Annotated in this window: 18 protein-coding genes; 6 read left to right on the top strand and 12 right to left on the bottom strand. The window is 64.6% G+C overall.

Annotation, left to right across the window (positions count from 1 at the left end):
• Nucleotides 1–186: 186 nt before the first annotated feature.
• The 7 genes from ACP7EG_RS26440 to ACP7EG_RS26410 form a co-directional block, all read right to left on the bottom strand.
• Complete coding sequence (locus ACP7EG_RS26440; RefSeq protein WP_071078781.1) at nucleotides 187–1,422, bottom strand: argininosuccinate synthase; 1,236 nt, start codon at nucleotides 1,420–1,422, stop codon at nucleotides 187–189.
• Nucleotides 1,423–1,491: 69 nt separating this feature from the next.
• Entirely contained in the window at nucleotides 1,492–2,412 is a 921-nt protein-coding gene (argF, locus tag ACP7EG_RS26435; RefSeq protein ID WP_426090045.1) for an ornithine carbamoyltransferase, read from the bottom strand.
• A 286-nt stretch (nucleotides 2,413–2,698) separates the two neighbouring features.
• Complete coding sequence (locus ACP7EG_RS26430) at nucleotides 2,699–5,548, bottom strand: ATP-binding protein (RefSeq protein WP_426090044.1); 2,850 nt, start codon at nucleotides 5,546–5,548, stop codon at nucleotides 2,699–2,701.
• A gap of 181 nt (nucleotides 5,549–5,729) precedes the next feature.
• Nucleotides 5,730–6,185 (bottom strand): hypothetical protein, encoded by a 456-nt coding sequence (locus tag ACP7EG_RS26425; RefSeq protein WP_426090043.1) that lies wholly within the window; start codon nucleotides 6,183–6,185, stop codon nucleotides 5,730–5,732.
• Nucleotides 6,186–6,454: 269 nt separating this feature from the next.
• Nucleotides 6,455–7,360, bottom strand: coding sequence for a ribosome small subunit-dependent GTPase A (rsgA, locus tag ACP7EG_RS26420; RefSeq protein ID WP_096234426.1), 906 nt, complete (start codon nucleotides 7,358–7,360; stop codon nucleotides 6,455–6,457).
• Complete coding sequence (locus ACP7EG_RS26415) at nucleotides 7,357–7,722, bottom strand: 4a-hydroxytetrahydrobiopterin dehydratase (protein ID WP_071078777.1); 366 nt, start codon at nucleotides 7,720–7,722, stop codon at nucleotides 7,357–7,359. Before ACP7EG_RS26415 ends, rsgA begins: the two co-directional genes overlap by 4 nt.
• The gene (locus tag ACP7EG_RS26410; protein ID WP_426090042.1) at nucleotides 7,719–8,999 is read right to left on the bottom strand and encodes a M48 family metallopeptidase; all 1,281 of its coding nucleotides are present in this window, start codon (nucleotides 8,997–8,999) and stop codon (nucleotides 7,719–7,721) included. The genes ACP7EG_RS26415 and ACP7EG_RS26410 overlap by 4 nt, the downstream gene beginning before the upstream one ends.
• 56 nt (nucleotides 9,000–9,055) lie before the next feature.
• Here ACP7EG_RS26410 and orn point away from each other — a divergent pair, with 56 nt between their 5' ends.
• Complete coding sequence (gene orn, locus ACP7EG_RS26405) at nucleotides 9,056–9,652, top strand: oligoribonuclease (protein WP_170840539.1); 597 nt, start codon at nucleotides 9,056–9,058, stop codon at nucleotides 9,650–9,652.
• 125 nt (nucleotides 9,653–9,777) lie between these two features.
• Here orn and ACP7EG_RS26400 read toward each other — a convergent pair whose 3' ends face one another.
• Complete coding sequence (locus tag ACP7EG_RS26400) at nucleotides 9,778–10,143, bottom strand: hypothetical protein (RefSeq protein WP_426090041.1); 366 nt, start codon at nucleotides 10,141–10,143, stop codon at nucleotides 9,778–9,780.
• Nucleotides 10,140–11,084, bottom strand: coding sequence for a transcriptional regulator GcvA (gcvA, locus tag ACP7EG_RS26395; protein WP_426090040.1), 945 nt, complete (start codon nucleotides 11,082–11,084; stop codon nucleotides 10,140–10,142). Before gcvA ends, ACP7EG_RS26400 begins: the two co-directional genes overlap by 4 nt.
• Nucleotides 11,085–11,401: 317 nt before the next feature.
• Between gcvA and ACP7EG_RS26390 the strand changes: the two genes are divergently transcribed.
• From ACP7EG_RS26390 to ACP7EG_RS26370, 5 genes are all read left to right on the top strand, one after another.
• Complete coding sequence (locus ACP7EG_RS26390; protein ID WP_426090039.1) at nucleotides 11,402–12,301, top strand: DMT family transporter; 900 nt, start codon at nucleotides 11,402–11,404, stop codon at nucleotides 12,299–12,301.
• A gap of 195 nt (nucleotides 12,302–12,496) precedes the next feature.
• Nucleotides 12,497–13,591: a hemin-degrading factor gene (locus ACP7EG_RS26385; protein WP_426090038.1), complete on the top strand. Its 1,095-nt coding sequence runs from the start codon at nucleotides 12,497–12,499 to the stop codon at nucleotides 13,589–13,591.
• Nucleotides 13,579–14,517 (top strand): heme/hemin ABC transporter substrate-binding protein, encoded by a 939-nt coding sequence (locus tag ACP7EG_RS26380; protein WP_426090037.1) that lies wholly within the window; start codon nucleotides 13,579–13,581, stop codon nucleotides 14,515–14,517. The genes ACP7EG_RS26385 and ACP7EG_RS26380 overlap by 13 nt, the downstream gene beginning before the upstream one ends.
• Nucleotides 14,514–15,566 carry a FecCD family ABC transporter permease gene (locus ACP7EG_RS26375; protein WP_426090036.1) on the top strand — a complete coding sequence of 351 codons (1,053 nt, stop codon included), beginning with the start codon at nucleotides 14,514–14,516 and terminating at the stop codon, nucleotides 15,564–15,566. The genes ACP7EG_RS26380 and ACP7EG_RS26375 overlap by 4 nt, the downstream gene beginning before the upstream one ends.
• Before the next feature lie 8 nt (nucleotides 15,567–15,574).
• Nucleotides 15,575–16,363: an ATP-binding cassette domain-containing protein gene (locus ACP7EG_RS26370; RefSeq protein WP_426090035.1), complete on the top strand. Its 789-nt coding sequence runs from the start codon at nucleotides 15,575–15,577 to the stop codon at nucleotides 16,361–16,363.
• A 17-nt stretch (nucleotides 16,364–16,380) separates the two neighbouring features.
• Here the strand turns inward: ACP7EG_RS26370 and ACP7EG_RS26365 are convergent, their stop codons facing one another.
• From ACP7EG_RS26365 to ACP7EG_RS26355, 3 genes are read right to left on the bottom strand one after another with little or no spacing between them, the layout of a single operon-like run.
• Entirely contained in the window at nucleotides 16,381–16,815 is a 435-nt protein-coding gene (locus ACP7EG_RS26365) for a hypothetical protein (RefSeq protein WP_426090034.1), read from the bottom strand.
• Nucleotides 16,812–18,251 carry an efflux transporter outer membrane subunit gene (locus ACP7EG_RS26360; protein WP_426090033.1) on the bottom strand — a complete coding sequence of 480 codons (1,440 nt, stop codon included), beginning with the start codon at nucleotides 18,249–18,251 and terminating at the stop codon, nucleotides 16,812–16,814. The genes ACP7EG_RS26365 and ACP7EG_RS26360 overlap by 4 nt, the downstream gene beginning before the upstream one ends.
• Complete coding sequence (locus ACP7EG_RS26355; protein WP_426090032.1) at nucleotides 18,248–19,318, bottom strand: HlyD family secretion protein; 1,071 nt, start codon at nucleotides 19,316–19,318, stop codon at nucleotides 18,248–18,250. The genes ACP7EG_RS26360 and ACP7EG_RS26355 overlap by 4 nt, the downstream gene beginning before the upstream one ends.
• Between the last annotated feature and the right edge of the window lie 10 nt (nucleotides 19,319–19,328).

Below are 19,328 nucleotides of genomic sequence, written 5' to 3'. Positions count from 1 at the left end.
GTGGCTCCGGAAGCGGGAAGTTTCGACTAAATTGCACTGTAGCATTTTGCCACGGGGACAGCAAAACGGGGGGGTGATACGGGAGCTGCAGGGGCGTAAATCGCGGACCAGTGCGTTTCAGACGTAAAAAAGCCGCCCTTGGGCGGCTTTCGGCTGGCGCGGGAGGTAGTGCCTTCCGGCAACTAATTACTTCTGGCCGCGCTTTTCGCGGGCGATGGCGGCGATGCGCATGCGCAAGGCGTTCAGCTTGATGAAGCCGCCGGCATCGGCCTGGTTGTAGGCGCCGCCGTCTTCGTCGAAGGTGGCGATGTTCATGTCGAACAGCGAATCGGTCTTCGAATCGCGCGAGACGACGATGACATTGCCCTTGTACAGCTTGATGCGTACCCAGCCGTTCACGGTTTCCTGCGTATGGTCGATCAGGGTTTGCAGCGCAACGCGCTCGGGCGCCCACCAGTAGCCGTTGTAGATCATCGACGCGTAGCGCGGCATCAGGTCATCTTTCAGGTGGGCCACTTCACGGTCCAGGGTGATCGATTCGATGGCGCGGTGGGCTTTCAGCATGATGGTGCCGCCCGGGGTTTCATAGCAGCCGCGCGATTTCATGCCGACGTAGCGGTTTTCCACCAGGTCCAGGCGTCCAACGCCATGCTTACCGCCCACTTTGTTCAGTTCGGCCAGCACGGTGGCGGGCGACATGCGCACGCCGTTGATGGCGACGATGTCGCCTTTTTCGTATTCGATGTCCAGGTATTCCGCTTCGTCCGGCGCCTTTTCAGGGCTGACGGTCCAGCGCCACATGCTTTCTTCCGCTTCGGCACTCGGGTTTTCCAGGTGACGGCCTTCAAAGCTGATGTGCAGCAAGTTGGCGTCCATCGAGTACGGCGCGCCGCCGTTCTTGTGCTTCATGTCGATGTCGATGCCGGCGTCTTCCGCGTACTTCAGCAGCTTTTCGCGCGACAGCAGATCCCACTCGCGCCATGGGGCGATGATTTTCACGCCAGGTTTGAGCGCGTAGGCGCCCAGTTCGAAACGCACCTGGTCATTGCCCTTGCCGGTTGCGCCGTGCGAGATGGCGTCGGCGCCGGTGGCGTTGGCGATCTCGATCAGGCGCTTGGCGATCAGCGGACGGGCGATCGAGGTGCCCAGCAAGTATTCGCCTTCGTACACGGTGTTGGCGCGGAACATCGGGAAGACGAAATCGCGCACGAATTCTTCGCGTACATCTTCGATATGGATGTTTTCCGGCTTGATGCCGAATTTGATGGCCTTGGCGCGCGCCGGTTCCAGTTCCTCGCCCTGGCCCAGGTCGGCCGTGAAGGTGACGATTTCGCACTGGTAGTTATCTTGCAGCCATTTCAGGATGACGGAGGTGTCGAGTCCGCCGGAATAGGCCAGGACTACTTTTTTAATGTCGCTCATATTGCTTCCAGTTGTCGTTGTCGATGTATGTATTGCGATGCTGCCAGAATGGTTGCAGTGCCTGGCGAATTAGTTGATTTTACCGAGTAACAGGTATTCGATCAGCGCTTTTTGCACGTGCAGGCGGTTTTCCGCCTCGTCCCACACCACCGATTGCGGGCCGTCGATCACTTCGGCGGCCACTTCCTCGCCGCGGTGGGCGGGCAGGCAGTGCATGAACAGCGCGTCGGGCGCGGCGCGGGCCATCTTCGCGCCATCGACGATCCAGCCGTCGAAGGCGGCAATGCGGGCCGCGTTTTCCGCTTCGTAGCCCATGCTGGTCCACACGTCCGTGTTGACCAGGTGCGCGCCCTCACAGGCGTCGGACGGGTTGGCAAAGAAGGTGTAGCGTTCGGTCTTGACTTGCGACAAGTCGATGTCGTAGCCCTGCGGCGTCGACACGTTGACGTGGAAACCGAACACTTCGGCCGCCTGCAGCCACGAGTACAGCATGTTGTTGGCGTCGCCGATCCAGGCGACGACCTTGCCGGTGATCGAGCCGCGGTGTTCGATGTAGGTGAAGATGTCGGCAAACACCTGGCACGGGTGGTGTTCATTGGTCAGTCCATTGATCACCGGCACGCGCGAATTGGCGGCGAAACGCTCGATGATTTCCTGGCCAAACGTGCGCACCATGATGATGTCGCACATGCGCGACATGACCTGGCCCGCGTCTTCCACCGGCTCGCCGCGGCCCAGTTGGGAATCGCGCGTGTTCAGGTAGATGGCGGCGCCGCCCAGCTGGTGCATGCCCGCTTCGAACGACAATCGCGTGCGGGTGGAGTTCTTTTCAAAGACCATCACCAGGGTGCGGTCGATCAGTGGATGGTAGATTTCGTAATTCTTGAACTTGCGCTTGATCAGATGGGCGCGTTCGATCACATATTCGTACTCTTCCAACGTGAAATCGGAGAACTGGAGGTAGTGCTTGATCGGTTTTTTTATCGACATAATGACCACTTGAAGATGCGCAGGCCGCCGGCGGCGTGCCTTTCCCGCCGGGTTGCATCAGCGTACAACATCTCGTCTGATGACTGCCTCGCCCGGCGCGCTGCTGTGTTGATCGGTGCCCGTGCCTGTTTGTCGCGCGGGTCGATGCGGTTTGCCAAGTTGTAAATCATGCAATGGCAGGGACTTCAGCCATTCAATTATAAGGGTTTTGCTTTTAGATTGGAAAGACTGGCGGGACGGGTACTTGTGTAGACAAGTGGCCGCGTCCAGCCAGGCTCTTGCCGGCTCAATAGATGTTGGCCGGGCTGGCCGCATCGATCTGCGGCGCCACCAGCGGCAGATCGAGCGTGAAACGCGTACCGGAGGAGCTGCTGGCCACCTGGATGGTGCCGCCCAGCAAGGCCGTGACGATGTTGTAGCTGATCGACAAACCGAGGCCGCTGCCGCCTTGGCCCAGCTTGGTAGTAAAGAAGGGGTCGAAGATGCGTGACAGATGCTGTTCGGCGATGCCGCCGCCATTGTCGGCAAAGACGATCTGTACGCGCGCGCCATCGAGCGTGGCGGACAGGCGCATGCAGCCCGCGCCGGCGCCGCCATCGTTGGGCGCGGGAGCGAACGCGTGCAGCAGGGCGTTGTTGATCAGGTTGGTGATCACCTGGCCGAACGGGCCCGGATAGCTGTCCATGGCGATACCGAAATCGATGTCCGTCTCGATTCGGTGGCCCGAGCTGCGGATGCGGTTCATGACGGTGGCGATGATTTCATTGCTCACTTGTTGCAAGTCAAACTGGCGCCGCTGTTCGGTGGTGCGGTCGACGGCCACCTGCTTGAAGCTGTTGACCAGGTCGGCCGCACTGTGCAGGCCGCGCATCACCAGCGCCGACGCCTTGCCCGCATCGTCGATGTAGGCGGCCAGGTCGGAGCGGCGCAGGCCGGGACCGTTCATCAGGCGTTCCACGTCTTCCGTCTTTTGCTGCATGGTGCTGGCGATCAACAGACTGTTGCCGATGGGGGTATTGAGTTCATGTGCCACGCCGGCCATCAGGGAACCGAGGGCGGCGAGTTTTTCCTGCGACACCAGTTGCGCCTGGGCATCTTGCAACTGCCGGTAGGCGCTGGCATTGTCGAGCGCGATGGCGCCATACGCGCACAGAGTGCGGAAGATCAGCCGCTCGCGTTCGCCGTAGGCATGGGCATGGCAAGCCTGCACCGTCATCACGCCCAGCACGCGCTCGCCCACCGTCAAGGGCACATATAGCACGCTCTGGTTATGCAGGGTGCCGGGCACGGTGTAGGCGTGGCGCTTGGGCGGCACCTGGTCGATATACACTTCGCGCCGGCCCAGCAGGCAGCGCACGGAGTAGGCGCGTGGATTGCTCAGTGGAATGGCGTTGTCGGGCAGGGGACGGCCCGCTTCCATGCCGTGTGCGCGGCGCAGCGCCGTGCCCGCCGCATCGAGCATGTAGACGGCGAAGGTGTTGACTGGCAGCAAGGCATGCACGTGGCGGTCGAGCACCTGGAACACGGCGCTGGCGTCGAGGTGAGTGGTGATTTCCTGGCCGATGGCCGACAGCCGTTCCAGCGTGTCGCTGGTCTGCTGCAGCACTTCGGCGCGGCGCGCTTCGGAAGCGGCCAGCTCGCGGTGGTGATAGCCTTCCGAGCGCGCATGTTCCGTCTGGTGATAGACCTGCATGGCGGTGGCGCGGTTGCTGGCTTGCTGGGTGTGGCTTTTTTCGCGCGCCACGCCAGCATCGAGGGCGATATCGTAGGCGCGCGCATAGTCGCCCGCATGGGCGTATTCGCGCGCCAGCGCATCGAGCAGTTCGCCGGGCGGCACATAGCCTTCGATGGAAGAGGCTACCTGCAGCGCCTGGTGCAGGAAATGCAGGGCCGGATTGCGTTCCTGCATGCCTGCCGGCGGCGGCAGCTCGTGGCGCGCATGCAGCATGGCCAGGACGCGCAGCGCCGCCACCTGGTGCATGGCGTCGCCCTGCGCCGTGGCCAGCTGGCAAGCCCGCTCGGCCGCTTGCAACGCCTCGTCCGGGCGGTCCAGGTAGGACAGCGCGTGGGCGCTGCCGCGCTGCGCCATGCTGCGGAAATCGGCCTGGCGCAGCGCTTCGGCGCGCTGCGCCAGGCGGCTGAAGGCGTCGAGCGCCGTGTCGTAGTCGCCCTTGTCCAGGCTCAGTTCGCCCAGGTGGAACAGCGCGTTGGCATACGTGCGCGCACCCGACACGGGGGTCAGGATGTGCAGCGCTTCGCGCAGCAAGTCTTCGGCGGCGGCCAGGCGTCCCAGCTTGCGCATGGTTTCGGCTGTATGCGTCTGGCAGGCGCCGATGCTGCGCGGCCAGCCGGTGGGGCGCGCCAGGTCCAGCGCGCACTGCATCCATTCGAGGGCCGATTCGTTGTCGTTGAGGCTGGAGAAGCAGTCACCGATATTGATGGCGGCCGTGATGGCGCCGCGCAGCTGGCCGCTTTCCAGCGCCGCTTCATAGCTTTGCATGTAGTGGCCGGCAGCCGCGCCCAGGTCGCGCGACGTATGCGCCAGCAAGCCACGGTAGTCGTGCACCCAGGCGGCCAACGGCGCAGGCAGCTTGCCGCTGGCGCTGTCGGCCTGGAAGTGCTTGCCCCAGCGCGCCTGCGCGGCTGGCGCATCGCGCAAGACGGCCCAGCGCGCCGAGGCCGCGTCGGCCAGGCGGGCGCGCATCGCATCGCCGGCGCCGCGCGCTTGCTCCGCTGCGGCCAGCAGTTCGGCATCGCAACGGGCATGGTCGCCCCGGTCGACGGCGATCGAGGACAGCAGCCAGTGGGCGTCGGCGCAACCGGCGCCGTCGCTGTGCTCGCACAGGATGGCGTGCGCCGCCATGGCCAGGCTTTCCGCGGAGTCGAGCGCGCCTTGCAGCCACGCTACTTCCGCCTGCACCAGTTGCAAGCGCGCGCGCGCCTGTTCCATTGCTGCCGCTTCCAGGCCGGCCAGCGGCAGCAGCAGCTGCGCTTCCTCGCTCAGCGCAATTGCTCTGGTGCAATCACGCTGGCGCAAATGCCAGGATAGCAACAGCAGCAGCGGTACGCGCCCGGCACCGCGCGACGGCAGCAATGCGCTTTCCCACTGCGCTACGTCATGTTCGAGCGCGAACATTTCCATTCAAGCATTCTCCCCCGCAAACTTAGCCCCAGCCTGCGACCGCACAGGCCATGTGTCATCGCATTGTAAGCTGCATTCAGGGGAATTGTTCAGTGCGCCGGTCAGAATTATTCATCCGGCATGGCGCCACCGGCGGGGGCGATTTGCCCCCGGCGTTCGATGCTGGGCCCGGCGCTTAACGCGACACGAGGCGGATGCTGCCGCTGCCAGCTGCGGTGCTGGCGCTGCGCATGTCGGCGGGCATGCGCAAGCCGGGCAGGAACTGGGCGTCGTCGATCACCACGCGGTCGCCCGCATTGCTGAAAACGAAGGTCGCGCCCTTTTTGCTGACAAACTGGCCTGGCCCGGTGGGATAGATTTCCACGCTGGGCTTTGCCCGCAATTCACGGTCGTCGATCAGGCGGCCAAAGAAACGGTTGTGCTGCTGCTGGACTTCCAGGCGTTGTCCATTCGACATGCGGTATTGCTGTTCGATGTCGAAGGCTTCCTGGGCTGTGACGTGATAGTAGGTGCCAGTCGTGACGCGCACGCTGTCAGTGGTTTGCGGTGCGGCCGCGGTTTGCGCCTGGGCCGTGCCGCCGGCAAGGGCGAAGATAGCGGCGAGGAGGGGGAGTAAGCGTTTGGTATGCATGACATTCACCTTCGATCAGGATGACAGGATTGGTTAGAGTTAGATCGTGTGGTCGCTGGCGGGTTTCCGGCAGGGACTGGTGTCAAGTTAGCAAACGCACCTGGCCGTCGCCAGTGGCAGGCGATGGAAGGCAGGTTTGATGCGCTGAAATGCCGAAAACAGCGGATGAACGGTTTTGGGATTAAAGTCGGAAGGCGGGCTCGGCAGCGAAATTAAATTTCGCTTGCCGGGTGTTTTTCGACTCTATATTTGAATGAACGAAATATTTATTAATACAGCGTCTGCGCCGATTCGTGCAGCAGTTGGCCATACAGGGTATGGCGCATCTTGGCGATCTTGCCTTCAGACAATGCTTGCAGGATGGCGCACTGCGGCTCGATCAGGTGGCGGCAGTTGTAGAACTTGCAGCCGCCCAGATAGGGCTGGAATTCGCGGAAGGCGCGCTCCAGCATGCCCTCGGACAGGTGGTACAGGCCGAATTCCTGGAAGCCCGGTGAATCGATGATGGAGCTGTTCGCGCCCAGTTCGTCGAGCTTGTACAGGCGCGTAAAGGTCGTCGTGTGCTTGCCCGTGTCGAGCGCGGCCGAGATTTCGCGCACGGCGATGTCGGCGTCCGGCACCAGCAGGTTGATCAATGACGACTTGCCCATGCCCGACTGGCCGATCAGGATCGACGACTGGCCCGCCAGCAGCGGCGCCAGGGTGGCTACGGCGTGCTCCGGTTCGGCGCGCGCCGATACCTCATCGACGGGATAGCCCATCGAAGAATACGGCAGCAGGCGTTCGCGGGCGCGCTCCAGCGAGGCCGTCACGTCCGTTTTATTCAGGATGATGCGCGCCGCGATGCCGGCCGCGTCGGCCGCTACCAGCGAGCGCGAGATCAGGTCGTCGGCAAAGCCCGGTTCCGTGGCCACGACGATGAACAGCTGCGTCAGGTTGGCTGCCAGCAATTTCGATTTGTACTGGTCCGAGCGGTACAGCAGGGTCTTGCGTTCCTCGATGCGGTCGATGACGGCCTGGTCGTTGGAGGTGCGCGTCAGGTGCACGATGTCACCTACGGCCACATTGGTTTTCTTGCCGCGCGTCACGCATTGCAGCTTGGCGCCGTCCACGTCGGCCAGGTAGTGGCGGCCATGGGCGGCAATGATGATACCCGTCAACTTGCCTTCGCTCATGGGGCCACCTGGCTGCTCTGGTAGATGAGGTCGGCCTTGGCGGCGCAGATGAAGTCGTTTTCGGACAGGCCGCCGGCGCCCTGGTTGACCGAGTGCGTATCGTAGCGCACGGCGCAGGTTTTATAAGTAATGATGAGCTCCGGATGGTGGTCTTGCGTATGGGTCATATAGGCCAGGGCGTTCACGAACGCCAGGGTCTGGTAGTAATTCTTGAAGCCGAAGTCGCGGCACAGCTTGCCATTTTGCACCGTCCACTGGGGCAGCAGGGCGTGCAGGGTGGCGATGTCGGTGTCGCCCAGTGCCTGCTGGCGCGGTGCGCAGGACAGTTGGGACAGGTCTTGCGAAGTCGATGGCGTATTCATGTCGTAGCCCCTTTCAGGTGGCGGATGCGCACGCTGGCCGGCGGATGCGAGTCATAGAAGGCCGAGTGCAGCGGGTCGGGCGTCAGGGTCGACGCATTGTCTTCATACATTTTCACGAGGGCCGAGACCAGGTCGTCCGCCTGCGTGTGCGTGGCGGCAAAGGCGTCGGCTTCGAATTCATGCTTGCGCGAGCTCAGCGAGGTCAGCGGTCCCAGCAGGAAAGTGAAGACGGGCAAGGCCAGCATGAACAGCAGCAGGGCCAGCGCGTCCGTCGGCTGGCCCGTCAGTGCCAGGGTGACGGGATCGATGCCCAGGCCCGCATAAAACCATGGCTGCGTCTTCAGGAAGCCCAGCAGCGCCAGAAAGCCCAGCGAGATGACGAACATCATGGCGATGCGCTTGACGATGTGCTTGAGCTTGAAGTGGCCCAGTTCATGCGCCAGCACGGCTTCGATTTCCTGCGGCGCCAGGCGCGACAGCAGGGTGTCGAAGAAGACGATGCGCTTGTTGGCGCCAAAACCCGAGAAATACGCGTTGCCATGGGCGCTGCGCTTCGAGCCGTCCATCACGAACAAGCCTTTCGAGGCGAAACCCACGCGCTGCATCAAGCCTTCGATACGGCTTTTCAAGGATTCGTCGGCCAGGGGCGTGAATTTGTTGAACAGCGGGGCAATAACTGTAGGAAACAGCACCATCATCAGCAACTGGAAGCCGCTCCAGACGAACCACGCGTACAGCCACCACAGGTCGCCCGACCTGGCCATCAGGGTCAGCACGACCCAGATCAGCGGCAAGCCGATGGCCGCGCCCAGGCCCACGCCCTTGAGCATGTCCGTGAAGAACAGCTTGCGTGCCATGGTGTTGAAGCCGAAACGTTGTTCCAGCACGAATTGGCGGTAGTAGTCGAAGGGCAGGTCGATCAGGCCGGAAATGGCGGCGAAGGCGGTGATCAGACCGATCTGGTACAGCATGGGCGAACCCGCCCCCATCCATTCATTCAGGGACAGCGCTAGCCACTGCAAGCCGCCCAGCAAGGTAAAACCGATCAGCACGGCGTAGTTGACCAGCAAGGTCAGCAAGCCGAACTTGGTCTTCGCCACCGTGTAGTCGGCCGCCTTCTGGTGCGCGGCCAGCGGGATCTTTTCCGCGAATTCGGGCGGGACTGCCGCGCGGTGCGCCAGCACGTGGCGAATCTGCCGCGAAGCGAGCCAGAAGCGCACGGCGAGGGTCAAAACGAGGACGGATACAAACAAAATCGAAAACGCGAGTGAATACATTCTGTGCCTGTGAGAAAATGGCTGATTATTTAGTTTGATTAGGCCAAGAGAGAATTATGTCACAAGCGACCGACTTAACTGCATCCACCCCTGCACCCGTTGTCCCGGCACGTCCAAACGAGATGAATCTGGTCTGGGTTGACATGGAAATGACGGGCCTGGAGCCCGATACCGACCGCATCATCGAAGTGGCGGTGGTGGTGACGGACATGCACTTGAACCTGCTGGCCGAAGGCCCCGTGTTCGTGATTCACCAGTCGGATGAAACGCTGAACAAGATGGATGCCTGGAACAAGGGCACGCATGGCCGCTCCGGCCTGATCGACAAGGTGAAAGCGTCGACCGTGACGGAAGCGCAGGCGGAAGCGGAACTGATCGCGTTCCTGAAAAAATACGTACCGGCAGGCAAGTCGCCCATGTGCGGCAACACCATCGGCCAGGACCGCCGCTTCATGGTGCGCGGCATGCCGAAGCTGGAAGCGTTCTTCCACTATCGCAATGTGGACGTATCGACACTGAAAGAGCTGTGCAAGCGCTGGAAGCCGGAAATCGCCACCGGTTTCAAGAAACACCAGAAGCACACGGCCCTGGCCGATATTCTGGAGTCGATCGAAGAGCTGAAATACTACCGCGAGCATTTTATTAAATTGTAATGGTGTTGTCGGGTTACGGGTGTTGTCGGCTTACGGGTGTTGTCGGCTTACGCGCTGCGCGCTAAGCCGACCTACGCCGACCTACGCCGACCTACGAGCCGTTACCGCCGTTGGCGTAGGTCGGGTTAGCGCCTTGGCGCGTAAGCCGACACATCCGCCGCCTCGAAGGCGAGGGCAGACCAAGCCCCATCCTCATCCTGCCACTCCAGCGCAAACGGCCCCGTTTGCCGCAAGTCCGTGATCCATACTGTTTCGCCAGGCTGGCGGAAATATGCCGCGCTCTGCCCGAACGGCTGGCCCAGCCGGCACAACACCAATCCCTCGCCCGCCACGGCGCACCATTGTTCATCGGCATCGATCAAGGCCACGGCCGGATCGCCATAGAACTCGCCCAGGCTGGCTTGCCGGCCATCGGCCGCCGTCACCGTGGCCTGTTCATACTCGTGCTGGACAATGTAGCCGGCGCTGCGCGCCAGTTCGCGGCGACTCATGCTGTCTCCACGGTGGGCCAGATGGTTTCCTGGTCGGCGCGCGCCTCGGCGATCAGCCATTCGCAGAATGCATGCACGAGGGGCCGCGTTTCTGCCTGGGGCGAGCGCAGCAGGTAATAGCAGTGGGGACCGCGCACCGCGTGTTCGAAGACGCGCACCAGGCGGCCCGAGCGCAGGTCGTCGCCGATCAGGGGGCTGGCCGCAATGGCCACGCCCTGGCCGCTGGCGGCCGCGTCCAGGCATAAATACGTGTGCGAAAAGCGCGCGCCGCTGTTGCCGCTATTGCCGCTGTAATGCACGCCGCAGCTGTGCAGCCAGCGCGTCCAGTCGATTTCACCGGGCAGGTGCACTTCCGGCTCGTCGTGCAGCAGCGGGTAGCGCAGCAGGTCGGCGGGCTGGCGCAGGCTGGCCGCGTTGGCGCGAAAGCCGGGGCTGCAGACGGCGGAAAACCATTCTTCCATGAGTAAATCCACTTTGAGGCCCGGATAGCGCCCCGGTCCCAGGCGGATGGCCACGTCGACGCCATCGCGCGCCAGGTCGACAGGGTACATCGAGGCCAGCACGCGCAGCTCGATCTGCGGATAGCGGTCGCGCAGCCGGCCCAGGCGCGGCATCAGCCAGCGCGAGACGAGCGAGCTGGTGGCCGTCACCGTCACCACCTTGTCATCGCCCTGGCGCCGGGCCTGCTCGGAGACGTCGGCCAGCTGGTTGAGTATCGGCCCCAGCGAAGCTGCATAGCGCTGGCCGGCGCTGGTGAGCACCACGCCGCGCGGCATGCGCTGGAACAGCACGATACCGAGCCACGCTTCCAGCTGTTTCACGTGGTGGCCGATGGCGCCGGCCGAGACATGCAATTCTTCGCCCGCGCGCTGGAAGCCTTCATGGCGGGCCGCCGCCTCAAAGGCGTGCAGGGCGGCGAGTGGGGGCAAGGGACGTGACATGGCACTCTTCAAGGGAATTGAGCCTCAGTAATATTCGGCCTATCCGTGAAGAATATTGGTTTGTTTCATTTTGCGCAAGCGAATATGATGCCGTCACTGCGTGAAGTGACCCGCAATAGGATTCACGCATGTATTTCACGTACGCATTACCTTCCAGCCTTGCTTGGCATTAATATTTACAACGCCTGGGAAAACCGTCGCGAGCGGCAGTGATTTGTGGCCGAGAAGCGCAACCGTACTTCAGTACGGTGAGCATCGCCGGCCGCAAAGCGCGACGCGCAGCAGGTTTACCCTGGCGTACTCAAAGAGGTTTAGTCATGTCTGATCGCCGCGCTGTTGCGCTGGTGTTGCTGTCGGCCGCCGGTTTCGGCAGTTCCGCAGTGTTTGCCAAGGCGGCGTATGCGTCCGGGGTCAACCCGTCGACCATGCTGGCCTTGCGTTTCGTCATCGCCGCCATGCTGTTGCTGCCGCTCGTGTGGCTCGGTGGCTGGCGCTTGCCGCGCGGCCGCCTGCTGGCTGGCTACATGCTGATGGGCCTGATGTACACGGCCCAGTCGCAAGGCTATTTCAATGCCCTCATGTATGCCAGCAGCGGCCTGTGCGGCATGCTGCTGTATGTGTATCCCGTGCTGGTCACCATCCTTGCGCTGGCGCTGGGCTGGGAAAAGCTGGACCGGCGCATGCTGGTGCTGATGGCGCTGGCGATTGCCGGCATGGCCATTACCCTGGGCGGCAAGCTGCAGGGCCAGCCCATCGGCATCGCGCTGGCATTGATGGCCGCCGGCGTGTACGCCGTGTACATCCTGTTTGGCAACAGCCTGTCGAAAAGCCGCGAGAATATTCACCCATTGGCCGCCTGTGTGGTGATCCTGGGCACGGCTGGCCTGTCGAATACTGCGATTGCCCTTTGGCAAGGCGTGGCCTTGCCGGGCACGCCGACGGGCTGGCTGGCCGTCAGCGCCATCGCCCTGTTCTCGACGGCCATCGCGATTGCCGCCTTCTTTGCCGGCGTGGCGCAAATCGGCGCGGCCAAGGCGTCCATCATTTCCACGTTTGAACCTGTGATCACGATGGCGTTCGGCGTGACCATGCTGAAAGAAACTGTCAGCGGCACGCAATTGCTGGGCGGTGCCATGGTGCTGGCCGCCGTGGTCTTGCTGGCGCAGCGGCCCACTGCCAAGCCGGCAGCCATGCCGGCCGTGCAGGCCAGCGCCTGATCCTGTTTTCCTGAACTGATCGGCTGTATCGATCGGTCTCCTTTGGCGCCGCGACGGGTTTCCTGTCGCGGCGCTTTTTTTTTGCACATAAAGTCTTGATTGCGAATGATTCTCATTTATAATTGACTTCAAGATTCCCCCACCACCAGCCAGCCTTCCGCATGCCAGCCAGTGTTCGCCTTGAAAGGAGACACCGTGTCGAGCACGTTCCCCATTTGCAATACCGAGCTGGTCGCCAGTGAATTTGCCCGCCTGCGCCGCGAGAAAAAGGCCCGCCACCGCGACATCGCCGAGGAACTGGCCATTGCCGAAGGCGAGCTGATCGCCGCGCATGCGGGCTTGTCGCTGGCCAATGGCGCCTTGCTGGGCGCCGAGCGCCTGCAGGCCGACTGGCCCGCCATCATCGCCGCGCTGGAACCGCTGGGCGAAGTCATGGCGCTGACGCGCAACGCCTCGTGCGTGCATGAAAAGATGGGCGTCTATCGAAAAGCCAGCCACAATAATCATGTGGGCCTGGTGCTCGGTGGCGACATCGACTTGCGCGTGTTTTACCGCCAGTGGGCGCATGGCTTTGCCGTGCGCGAGATGGGTGAAAAGGAGGTGCAGCGCAGCCTGCAATTCTTCGATGCGGCCGGCCATGCCGTGCACAAGATTTTCCTGAAGCCGCAAAGCGACATTGCCGCCTACGACGCCCTGGTGACGCATTTTGCCGACGCGAACCAGGCGGCAGGCATCGCCGTGACGGCGCCGGCGGCGCCGCCGGCCGAACTGCCCGACGCGCAGATCGACGTGGCCGGTTTTCGCGCCGCCTGGGCCGACTTGCGTGACACGCATGAATTTTTCACCGTGCTGAAAAAATATGCGGTCTCGCGCCTGCAAGGCCTGCGCCTGGCCGAGGCTCGCTTCGTGCAGCAGCTCGACAAATCCTGCGTGCTCGACCTGCTCAATAGCGCCGCCCTTGAAAAAGTGTCCATCATGGCCTTCGTCGGCAATGCCGGCATGATCCAGATCCATTCGGGGCCCGTGCACAAGATCGCAGTGATGGGGCAGTGGATCAATGTCCTCGACACGCGCTTCAACCTGCATTTGCGCGAAGACCATATCGCCAGCGCCTGGGTGGTCAGAAAGCCCACCGTCGATGGCCTGGTGACGTCGGTGGAACTGTTCGACGCCAGGGGCGACACCATCGTCATGTTCTTCGGCGAACGCAAGCCGGGCGTGCATGAGTTGTGCGAATGGCGCCACATCGTCGACAGAGTGGCGCAGGAGGGCGAACTATGCGCCGCATGATCGCCGCCAGCGTGGCGCGCCGCATCGCGCTGAAAAAAATGGGAGCGGGAGCGCTGGCCCTTGCCGCGCCGATGCAGGTGCTGGCGGCAGTGTCCGACGCGGCCAAGCCGCTGGTCAAGGCGCGGCGCATCGTCAGCGTGGGCGGCGCCCTGACGGAAATCGTCTACGCGCTCGAGGCGCAGGGCGAACTGGTGGGCGTCGATACCACTTCGCTGTATCCGGCCGTGGCGCAACAGCTGCCGCAGGTGGGTTACGCGCGCACCCTGTCGGCCGAGGGCGTGCTGTCGCTGGCGCCCACGCAGCTGATCGCCACCGAGGAGGCGGGGCCGCAAGCGGTGCTGCGCCAGGTGCGCGACGCGGGCGTGCCGGTGGCGGTGCTCAGCGCGAATAACCAATTCGAAGGCTTGCTCGAACGCGTGAAACAGGTGGGCCGGATCACGGGCCGTGCCGACCCCGCCGCGCGCCTGGCGCAAGCCTTGCAGCAGCAGTGGGACGGCGCCCTGGGCAAGGTGCGCCAGCGCAGCCAATCACCGGTGCAATCAGCCGTGCGCGTGCTGTTCATCCTCGCCCATGCGCCGAACCAGGTGATGGTGGGTGGGCGCGAGACGGGCGCCGACGCCATGCTCGCGTATGCGGGCGCCGTCAACGTGATGGGCGGGCAGGGCGGATTTGCCGGCTACAAGCCGCTCACGCCGGAAGCCGTGATCGCCGCGCGGCCCGATATCGTGCTCGTCACCGACCAGGGTCTGAAGGCCTCGGGCGGCGTGGACGGCATCCTCAAATTACCGGGCCTGGCGCAGACGCCGGCCGGGCGCAAGCACCGCATCGTCTCGCAGGAAGCCATGCTGCTGCTGGGCTTTGGCCCGCGCATGCCGCAGGCGCTGGCCGACCTGGACGCCGCGTTTGCCAAAGCCATGACAGCATGAACGTGGCCTCCCTGGCGTCTGTCGCTCCGTGGCGCTGGCCACGCTGGGGCGCTGGCGGGCTGCTGGCCATCGCACTGGCTTGCGGCTTGCTCGTCGCCGTGCAGGCGGGCGCCGTGCCGGTGACCCTGGCCGACTGGCTGGCGCCGTTTCAATCTGGCGACGCGGCGCTGTCCGGTGGCGCATACGTGCTGTGGCATATCCGCTTGCCGCGCGCCCTGTTTGCCATCCTGATCGGCGCCGCGCTGGCGCTGGCCGGCGGCCTGACGCAAGGGTTGTTCCGTAATCCGCTGGCCGACCCGGGGCTGTTGGGCGTGAGCAGCGGCGCCGCCTGCGCGGGCGCGGGCACCATCGTCTTCGCCGCCAGCCTGCACGTGGCGCCCGAGTTGCGCGTGTGGCTGCTGCCGGGGGCCGCGTTTGCCGGCGCCATGCTCATTTGCGTGCTGCTCGACCGGGTTGCCCGCTGGGCCACGCCCGGTTCCATCGTCGGCCTGCTGCTGACGGGCGTGGCGCTCAATGCCATCACGGTGGCCGTCATGGGCCTGTGCATCTACCTGGCCAGCGACGACCAGTTGCGCACCCTGACTTTCTGGACCCTCGGCTCGCTGTCGGCCGGCAGCTGGCGCCAGGTGGCGGCGTTGCTGCTGGTGCTTGCCGGCGCGCTGTGGGCCACACGTTTTCTGATGCGTTCCCTGAACGCGCTGGCGCTGGGCGAGGCGCAGGCTCTGCACGTGGGCATCGACGTGGGCCGGCTGCGCACGCAGGTGATTGTGCTGGTGGCCGTGTTGACGGGTTTTGCCGTGGCCTGGTGCGGCGGCATCGGTTTTATTGGCCTGATCGCGCCGCACCTGGTGCGCACCTGGCTGGGGGCCGACCAGCGCCGCGTGCTGCCGCTGGCGATGCTGATGGGCGCCTTGCTGCTGCTGTTGGCCGACACCCTGGCGCGCACGGTCGCCATTCCCGCAGAAGTCCCCGTCGGCATTTTCACGGCCTTGCTGGGCGGGCCATTTTTCCTGATGCTGTTGCGGCGTTTCCGCCACGCCAGCGCCTAGAGGTGAACATGACACCCATACTGGAACTCGCCTTCGCCACCACGCAACTGGGCCAGCAGTATTTCGGCCCCTTCAATGTGCGGGTGGCGCCCGGCGAGCGCATCGCCATCCTCGGTCCCAGCGGCGCGGGCAAGTCGACCCTGCTCAAACTGATGGCGCGCGAACTGCAGCCGCAGGCGGGCCAGGTGATATTCGCGGGCCGGCCGCTGGCGCAGTGGCCGCTGGCCGATCTGGCCCTGCGCCGCGCCGTCCTGCCGCAAGGCTCGAACGTGGCCTTCGGATTGCAATGCGAGCTGGTGATCGGCCTGGGGCGGGTGGCGCGCCTGCTTGATCCATCGCTGGAGCGTATCGTGCAGGACGCGGCCGCCCTGGCGCACGCCGCGCATTTGCTGGGCCGCCGCCTGGACACCCTGTCCGGCGGCGAACAGGCCAGGGTGCAGCTGGCGCGCATCTTCGCGCAGATGTGGGACGTACACGATGGCTTGATACTCGTCGACGAACCGCTGGCGGCGCTCGATCCCGGCCTGCAGTTCGATCTGCTCGATAGCCTGCAGCAGTTTTCCGCCGCGCGCGGCCACGCCGTCGTCGCCATCCTGCACGACATCAATCATGCCTTGCTGGGTTTTGACCGGCTGCTGCTGGTGCGTTCGGGCCAGCTGGTCGCCGATATCGCCAGCGATGCCGGCGCCGTTCCCGCCCTGGCCGCGCTGTACGGCATCGCCCTGACGACGGCGACCAGCAGCGATGGCGACGTGTGCGTCATCCCTGCCAGGAGCGCGGTACGCAGGGCCGCCTGACTCACTTACTCCCTCGCTCACCAGACGTCCGCCGCGCGCGGCCGCGCCATCTGGCCGCTGCCCAGCAGCCACACCATCAGGGCCTCGGCCTGTTCGCGCGTGGCGGCGACTTCCTGCACGATGCCGAAGGCTTGCATGGCGCCAGCCGCCATCGCCTGCAGGCGTGCGCGCTGCTCCGCGTCCGCCTCGACCGACACCAGGCCCCGGCAAATGGCGGCCAGCGCTACCTTGTTATGCTTGAGCCACAGGCCACGCCGCTTGCGGTCGATGTGCGCTTCATTGCTGCGCTCCTCTTCGAACAGCATGACGAACGGTACACCATGGCGCAGCAGGGCGTCCATGTCGTTTTCCCACAGCGGGGCATAGCCGGTGACGGCCGTTTCAGGGCGAAAGCGCACGATGGGAAAGTCGCTGACGTCGTGGATGGAGAAGTGTGCGGGATTCGGTTTCATGGCGTGTTTCCTTGCGATGTGGTTGAAAATGCTTGCCAGCCGCCGCCCAGCGCCTTGTAGACCTGGACCAGCGACAGTGAAGCGGTGGCGCGGCTGTCAACCAGCGCCGCTTCGTTGTTCAAGAGCGTGTTTTGCACATGCAGCACGTTGAGCAGGTCCGTGCCTCCCTGGCGGTATTGCAGTTCCGCGCTGCCCAGCGCGCGCCGTCCCTGCTTGACGGCTTCATCGAGGCTGGCCTGGCGGCGCTGGTTCGCCTGGTAGCCCGAGAGCGCGTCTTCCACCTCGTGCCAGGCGGCCAGCACCGTCTGGCGGTAGGCGATGGCCGCTTCCTGCTGCTGCGCTTCGCGTAATTGCAGCTTGCCGCGCAGGCGGCCGCCATCGAACAGGGGCACGCTGAAGCCGGGGCCGAAGGCGAAGCGCCTGGCGTCCCAACCGATGTCGGACAGCTGCATCGCTTGCAGGCCGATGCTGCCCGAGAGCGTGATGCGTGGATAAAAATCGCCTTGCGCCACGCCGATGGCAGCCGTGGCCGCGTGCAGCTGCGCTTCGGCGCGGCGGATGTCGGGCCGCCGTTCGGCCAGGCTGCTCGGCACGCCCAGTTGCACCTGCATGGCCACGGCCGGAATGTCCTTGCCGGCCGCCAGTTCCGCCTGCAGGGACTGCGGCGGCAGCGCCAGCAAGAGGGCGAGGGCATTGCCCAGGCGCGCTTCGCGCTGCTGCAGCGGCGGCAGGCGCGCTTCGATGGTGGCCACGTGGGCCGCCGCCTCGGCCTCGTCGAGCTGCGTCGCCGCGCCTTCGCGCAAGCGGATGCGGGTCAGGTCCAGGGTATGGCGCGCGATATCGAGCAGTTGCTGCGTGATGGCCAGCGTCTGCTGCGCGCCGCGCAGCTCGATGTAGTCGCGCGCCGTCTCGGCCAGCACGGCCAGCAGCACGCCGCGCTGCGTTTCCAAGGCCACGTCGACGTGCGCGTCAGCCGCTTCCACTTCGCGCCGCACGCGGCCCCACAGGTCCAGTTCCCAGGCCGCGTCGAGATTGCCTTGCCACAGGCTGTAGGCGGACTGGCCGTTGTTGCGCGACGGGTCGCTCAAGCCTTGTTCGCTGTTGCGCGCGCGGCTGTAGCTGCCATTCGCACCCAGCGACGGGCCTTGCGCGGCGCCGGCCACGCCGCGCGCGGCGCGGCTCTGTTCCAGCCGGCTGGCGGCCGCCAGCAGGTCGAGGTTGGCGCCGGCGGCGCGCTGCAGCAGGGAGGATAAAGTCGCGTCGCCAAAGCTGTCCCACCAGCGCTGTTCGATGGCGCCATCCTGCCCTGCGGCGAAACGGGCGTCCTGCGCCTGGCGCCATTGCTGTCCCAGATCGTTGTGCGGGCGCTGGAAGTCGCTGCCGACGCTGGCGCAGCCGGCCAGGCCCAGGGCCGTGATGAGTATCAGTGCTTTCATCGCGCGCTCACCTGTTGCAGCTGTTGACGGCGCATGGCCGTATCGATGCGCACTTCGGCCGACATGCCCACGCGCAGGCGATGTTCGCCATCCTGGCCCGGTTCGAGCGCGATCCTGACGGGGATGCGCTGCACCACCTTGGTGAAGTTGCCGGTGGCGTTTTCCGGCGCGATGGCGGCAAACGTCACGCCCGTCGCTGGCGCGATGCTGTGCACCGTACCGTGCAGGAGCACGCCCGGATAGGCGTCGACGGCGATGCTGGCGCGCTGGCCCTGGCGCACGTGGGTCAGCTGGGTTTCCTGCAGGTTGGCGACGACGAAGCTGCGGTTCAAGGGCACCACGGCCATCAGGCTGGCGCCGGGAGCCACCAGGGCGCCGACGCGCACGATGCGGCGTCCCACGATGCCGTCGATGGGGGCGCGCAGCTGCGTATGCGACAGATCCAGTTCGGCCCGCTGCAGGCTGGCGCGGGCGCGCAGCAGGGACGCTTCGGCCGCGCCTTGCTGCGCCTGCAAAATGTCCGTCTGCTTGCGGGAGGAGAGCAGGGCGGCGCGGTTTTGCGCCAGGCGCGCGCGGCTCACGTCGAAGCGCGATTGCGCCTGCTGCGCGTTCTGTACGCTGCCTGCACCCTGGCCGGCCAGGTGCTGTGAGCGGGCCAGCTCCTGCTGCGCCAGTTTGTCTTCCGCCTGGTTGGCGTCGACCAGGGTGCTGGCCTGCTCGATCACCGATTGCTGGCGCTGCAAGGTGGCGCGGGCATTGACCAGTTGTGCTTCGGCGCCGGCGACGTCGGCACGCGCCGAGGCGGCGGCGGCCTGGTAGTCGCGGTCGTCGATGCGCGCCAGCAGCTGACCTGTCTTGACAGTCTGGTTGTCTTCCACCAGCACTTCCCGCACGATGCCGCCCACCTTGGGGGAGAGCACGGTGTAGTCGGCGCTGACGAAGGCGTCGTCGGTGCTTTGTTCGTCGCCACGGGCGAACAGCAATTGCCAGGCACAAAAGGCCAGGGCACAGGCCAGCAGGGCCAGGCCGAGGATGAAAGCGCGCGAGCGCAGTATGGGTTTTTGCATGGTGAAGCTC

The sequence above is a fragment of the Janthinobacterium sp. PSPC1-1 genome, from assembly GCF_049897625.1.
In the GTDB taxonomy this organism is placed as follows: Bacteria; Pseudomonadota; Gammaproteobacteria; order Burkholderiales; family Burkholderiaceae_D; genus Janthinobacterium; species Janthinobacterium tructae.
The sequence above is the reverse complement of the archived record's forward strand: the minus strand, read 5'-3'. Positions and strand labels throughout refer to the sequence as shown.

Bases quoted from the DNA above. Each gene is read 5' to 3' on its own strand.
- ACP7EG_RS26440 (WP_071078781.1), bottom strand. From the start codon at position 1,422: ATGAGCGACATTAAAAAAGTAGTCCTGGCCTATTCCGGCGGACTCGAC.
- argF (WP_426090045.1), bottom strand. From the start codon at position 2,412: ATGTCGATAAAAAAACCGATCAAGCACTACCTCCAGTTCTCCGATTTC.
- ACP7EG_RS26430 (WP_426090044.1), bottom strand. From the start codon at position 5,548: ATGTTCGCGCTCGAACATGACGTAGCGCAGTGGGAAAGCGCATTGCTG.
- ACP7EG_RS26425 (WP_426090043.1), bottom strand. From the start codon at position 6,185: ATGCATACCAAACGCTTACTCCCCCTCCTCGCCGCTATCTTCGCCCTT.
- rsgA (WP_096234426.1), bottom strand. From the start codon at position 7,360: ATGAGCGAAGGCAAGTTGACGGGTATCATCATTGCCGCCCATGGCCGC.
- ACP7EG_RS26415 (WP_071078777.1), bottom strand. From the start codon at position 7,722: ATGAATACGCCATCGACTTCGCAAGACCTGTCCCAACTGTCCTGCGCA.
- ACP7EG_RS26410 (WP_426090042.1), bottom strand. From the start codon at position 8,999: ATGTATTCACTCGCGTTTTCGATTTTGTTTGTATCCGTCCTCGTTTTG.
- orn (WP_170840539.1), top strand. From the start codon at position 9,056: ATGTCACAAGCGACCGACTTAACTGCATCCACCCCTGCACCCGTTGTC.
- ACP7EG_RS26400 (WP_426090041.1), bottom strand. From the start codon at position 10,143: ATGAGTCGCCGCGAACTGGCGCGCAGCGCCGGCTACATTGTCCAGCAC.
- gcvA (WP_426090040.1), bottom strand. From the start codon at position 11,084: ATGTCACGTCCCTTGCCCCCACTCGCCGCCCTGCACGCCTTTGAGGCG.
- ACP7EG_RS26390 (WP_426090039.1), top strand. From the start codon at position 11,402: ATGTCTGATCGCCGCGCTGTTGCGCTGGTGTTGCTGTCGGCCGCCGGT.
- ACP7EG_RS26380 (WP_426090037.1), top strand. From the start codon at position 13,579: ATGCGCCGCATGATCGCCGCCAGCGTGGCGCGCCGCATCGCGCTGAAA.
- ACP7EG_RS26375 (WP_426090036.1), top strand. From the start codon at position 14,514: ATGAACGTGGCCTCCCTGGCGTCTGTCGCTCCGTGGCGCTGGCCACGC.
- ACP7EG_RS26370 (WP_426090035.1), top strand. From the start codon at position 15,575: ATGACACCCATACTGGAACTCGCCTTCGCCACCACGCAACTGGGCCAG.
- ACP7EG_RS26365 (WP_426090034.1), bottom strand. From the start codon at position 16,815: ATGAAACCGAATCCCGCACACTTCTCCATCCACGACGTCAGCGACTTT.
- ACP7EG_RS26360 (WP_426090033.1), bottom strand. From the start codon at position 18,251: ATGAAAGCACTGATACTCATCACGGCCCTGGGCCTGGCCGGCTGCGCC.
- ACP7EG_RS26355 (WP_426090032.1), bottom strand. From the start codon at position 19,318: ATGCAAAAACCCATACTGCGCTCGCGCGCTTTCATCCTCGGCCTGGCC.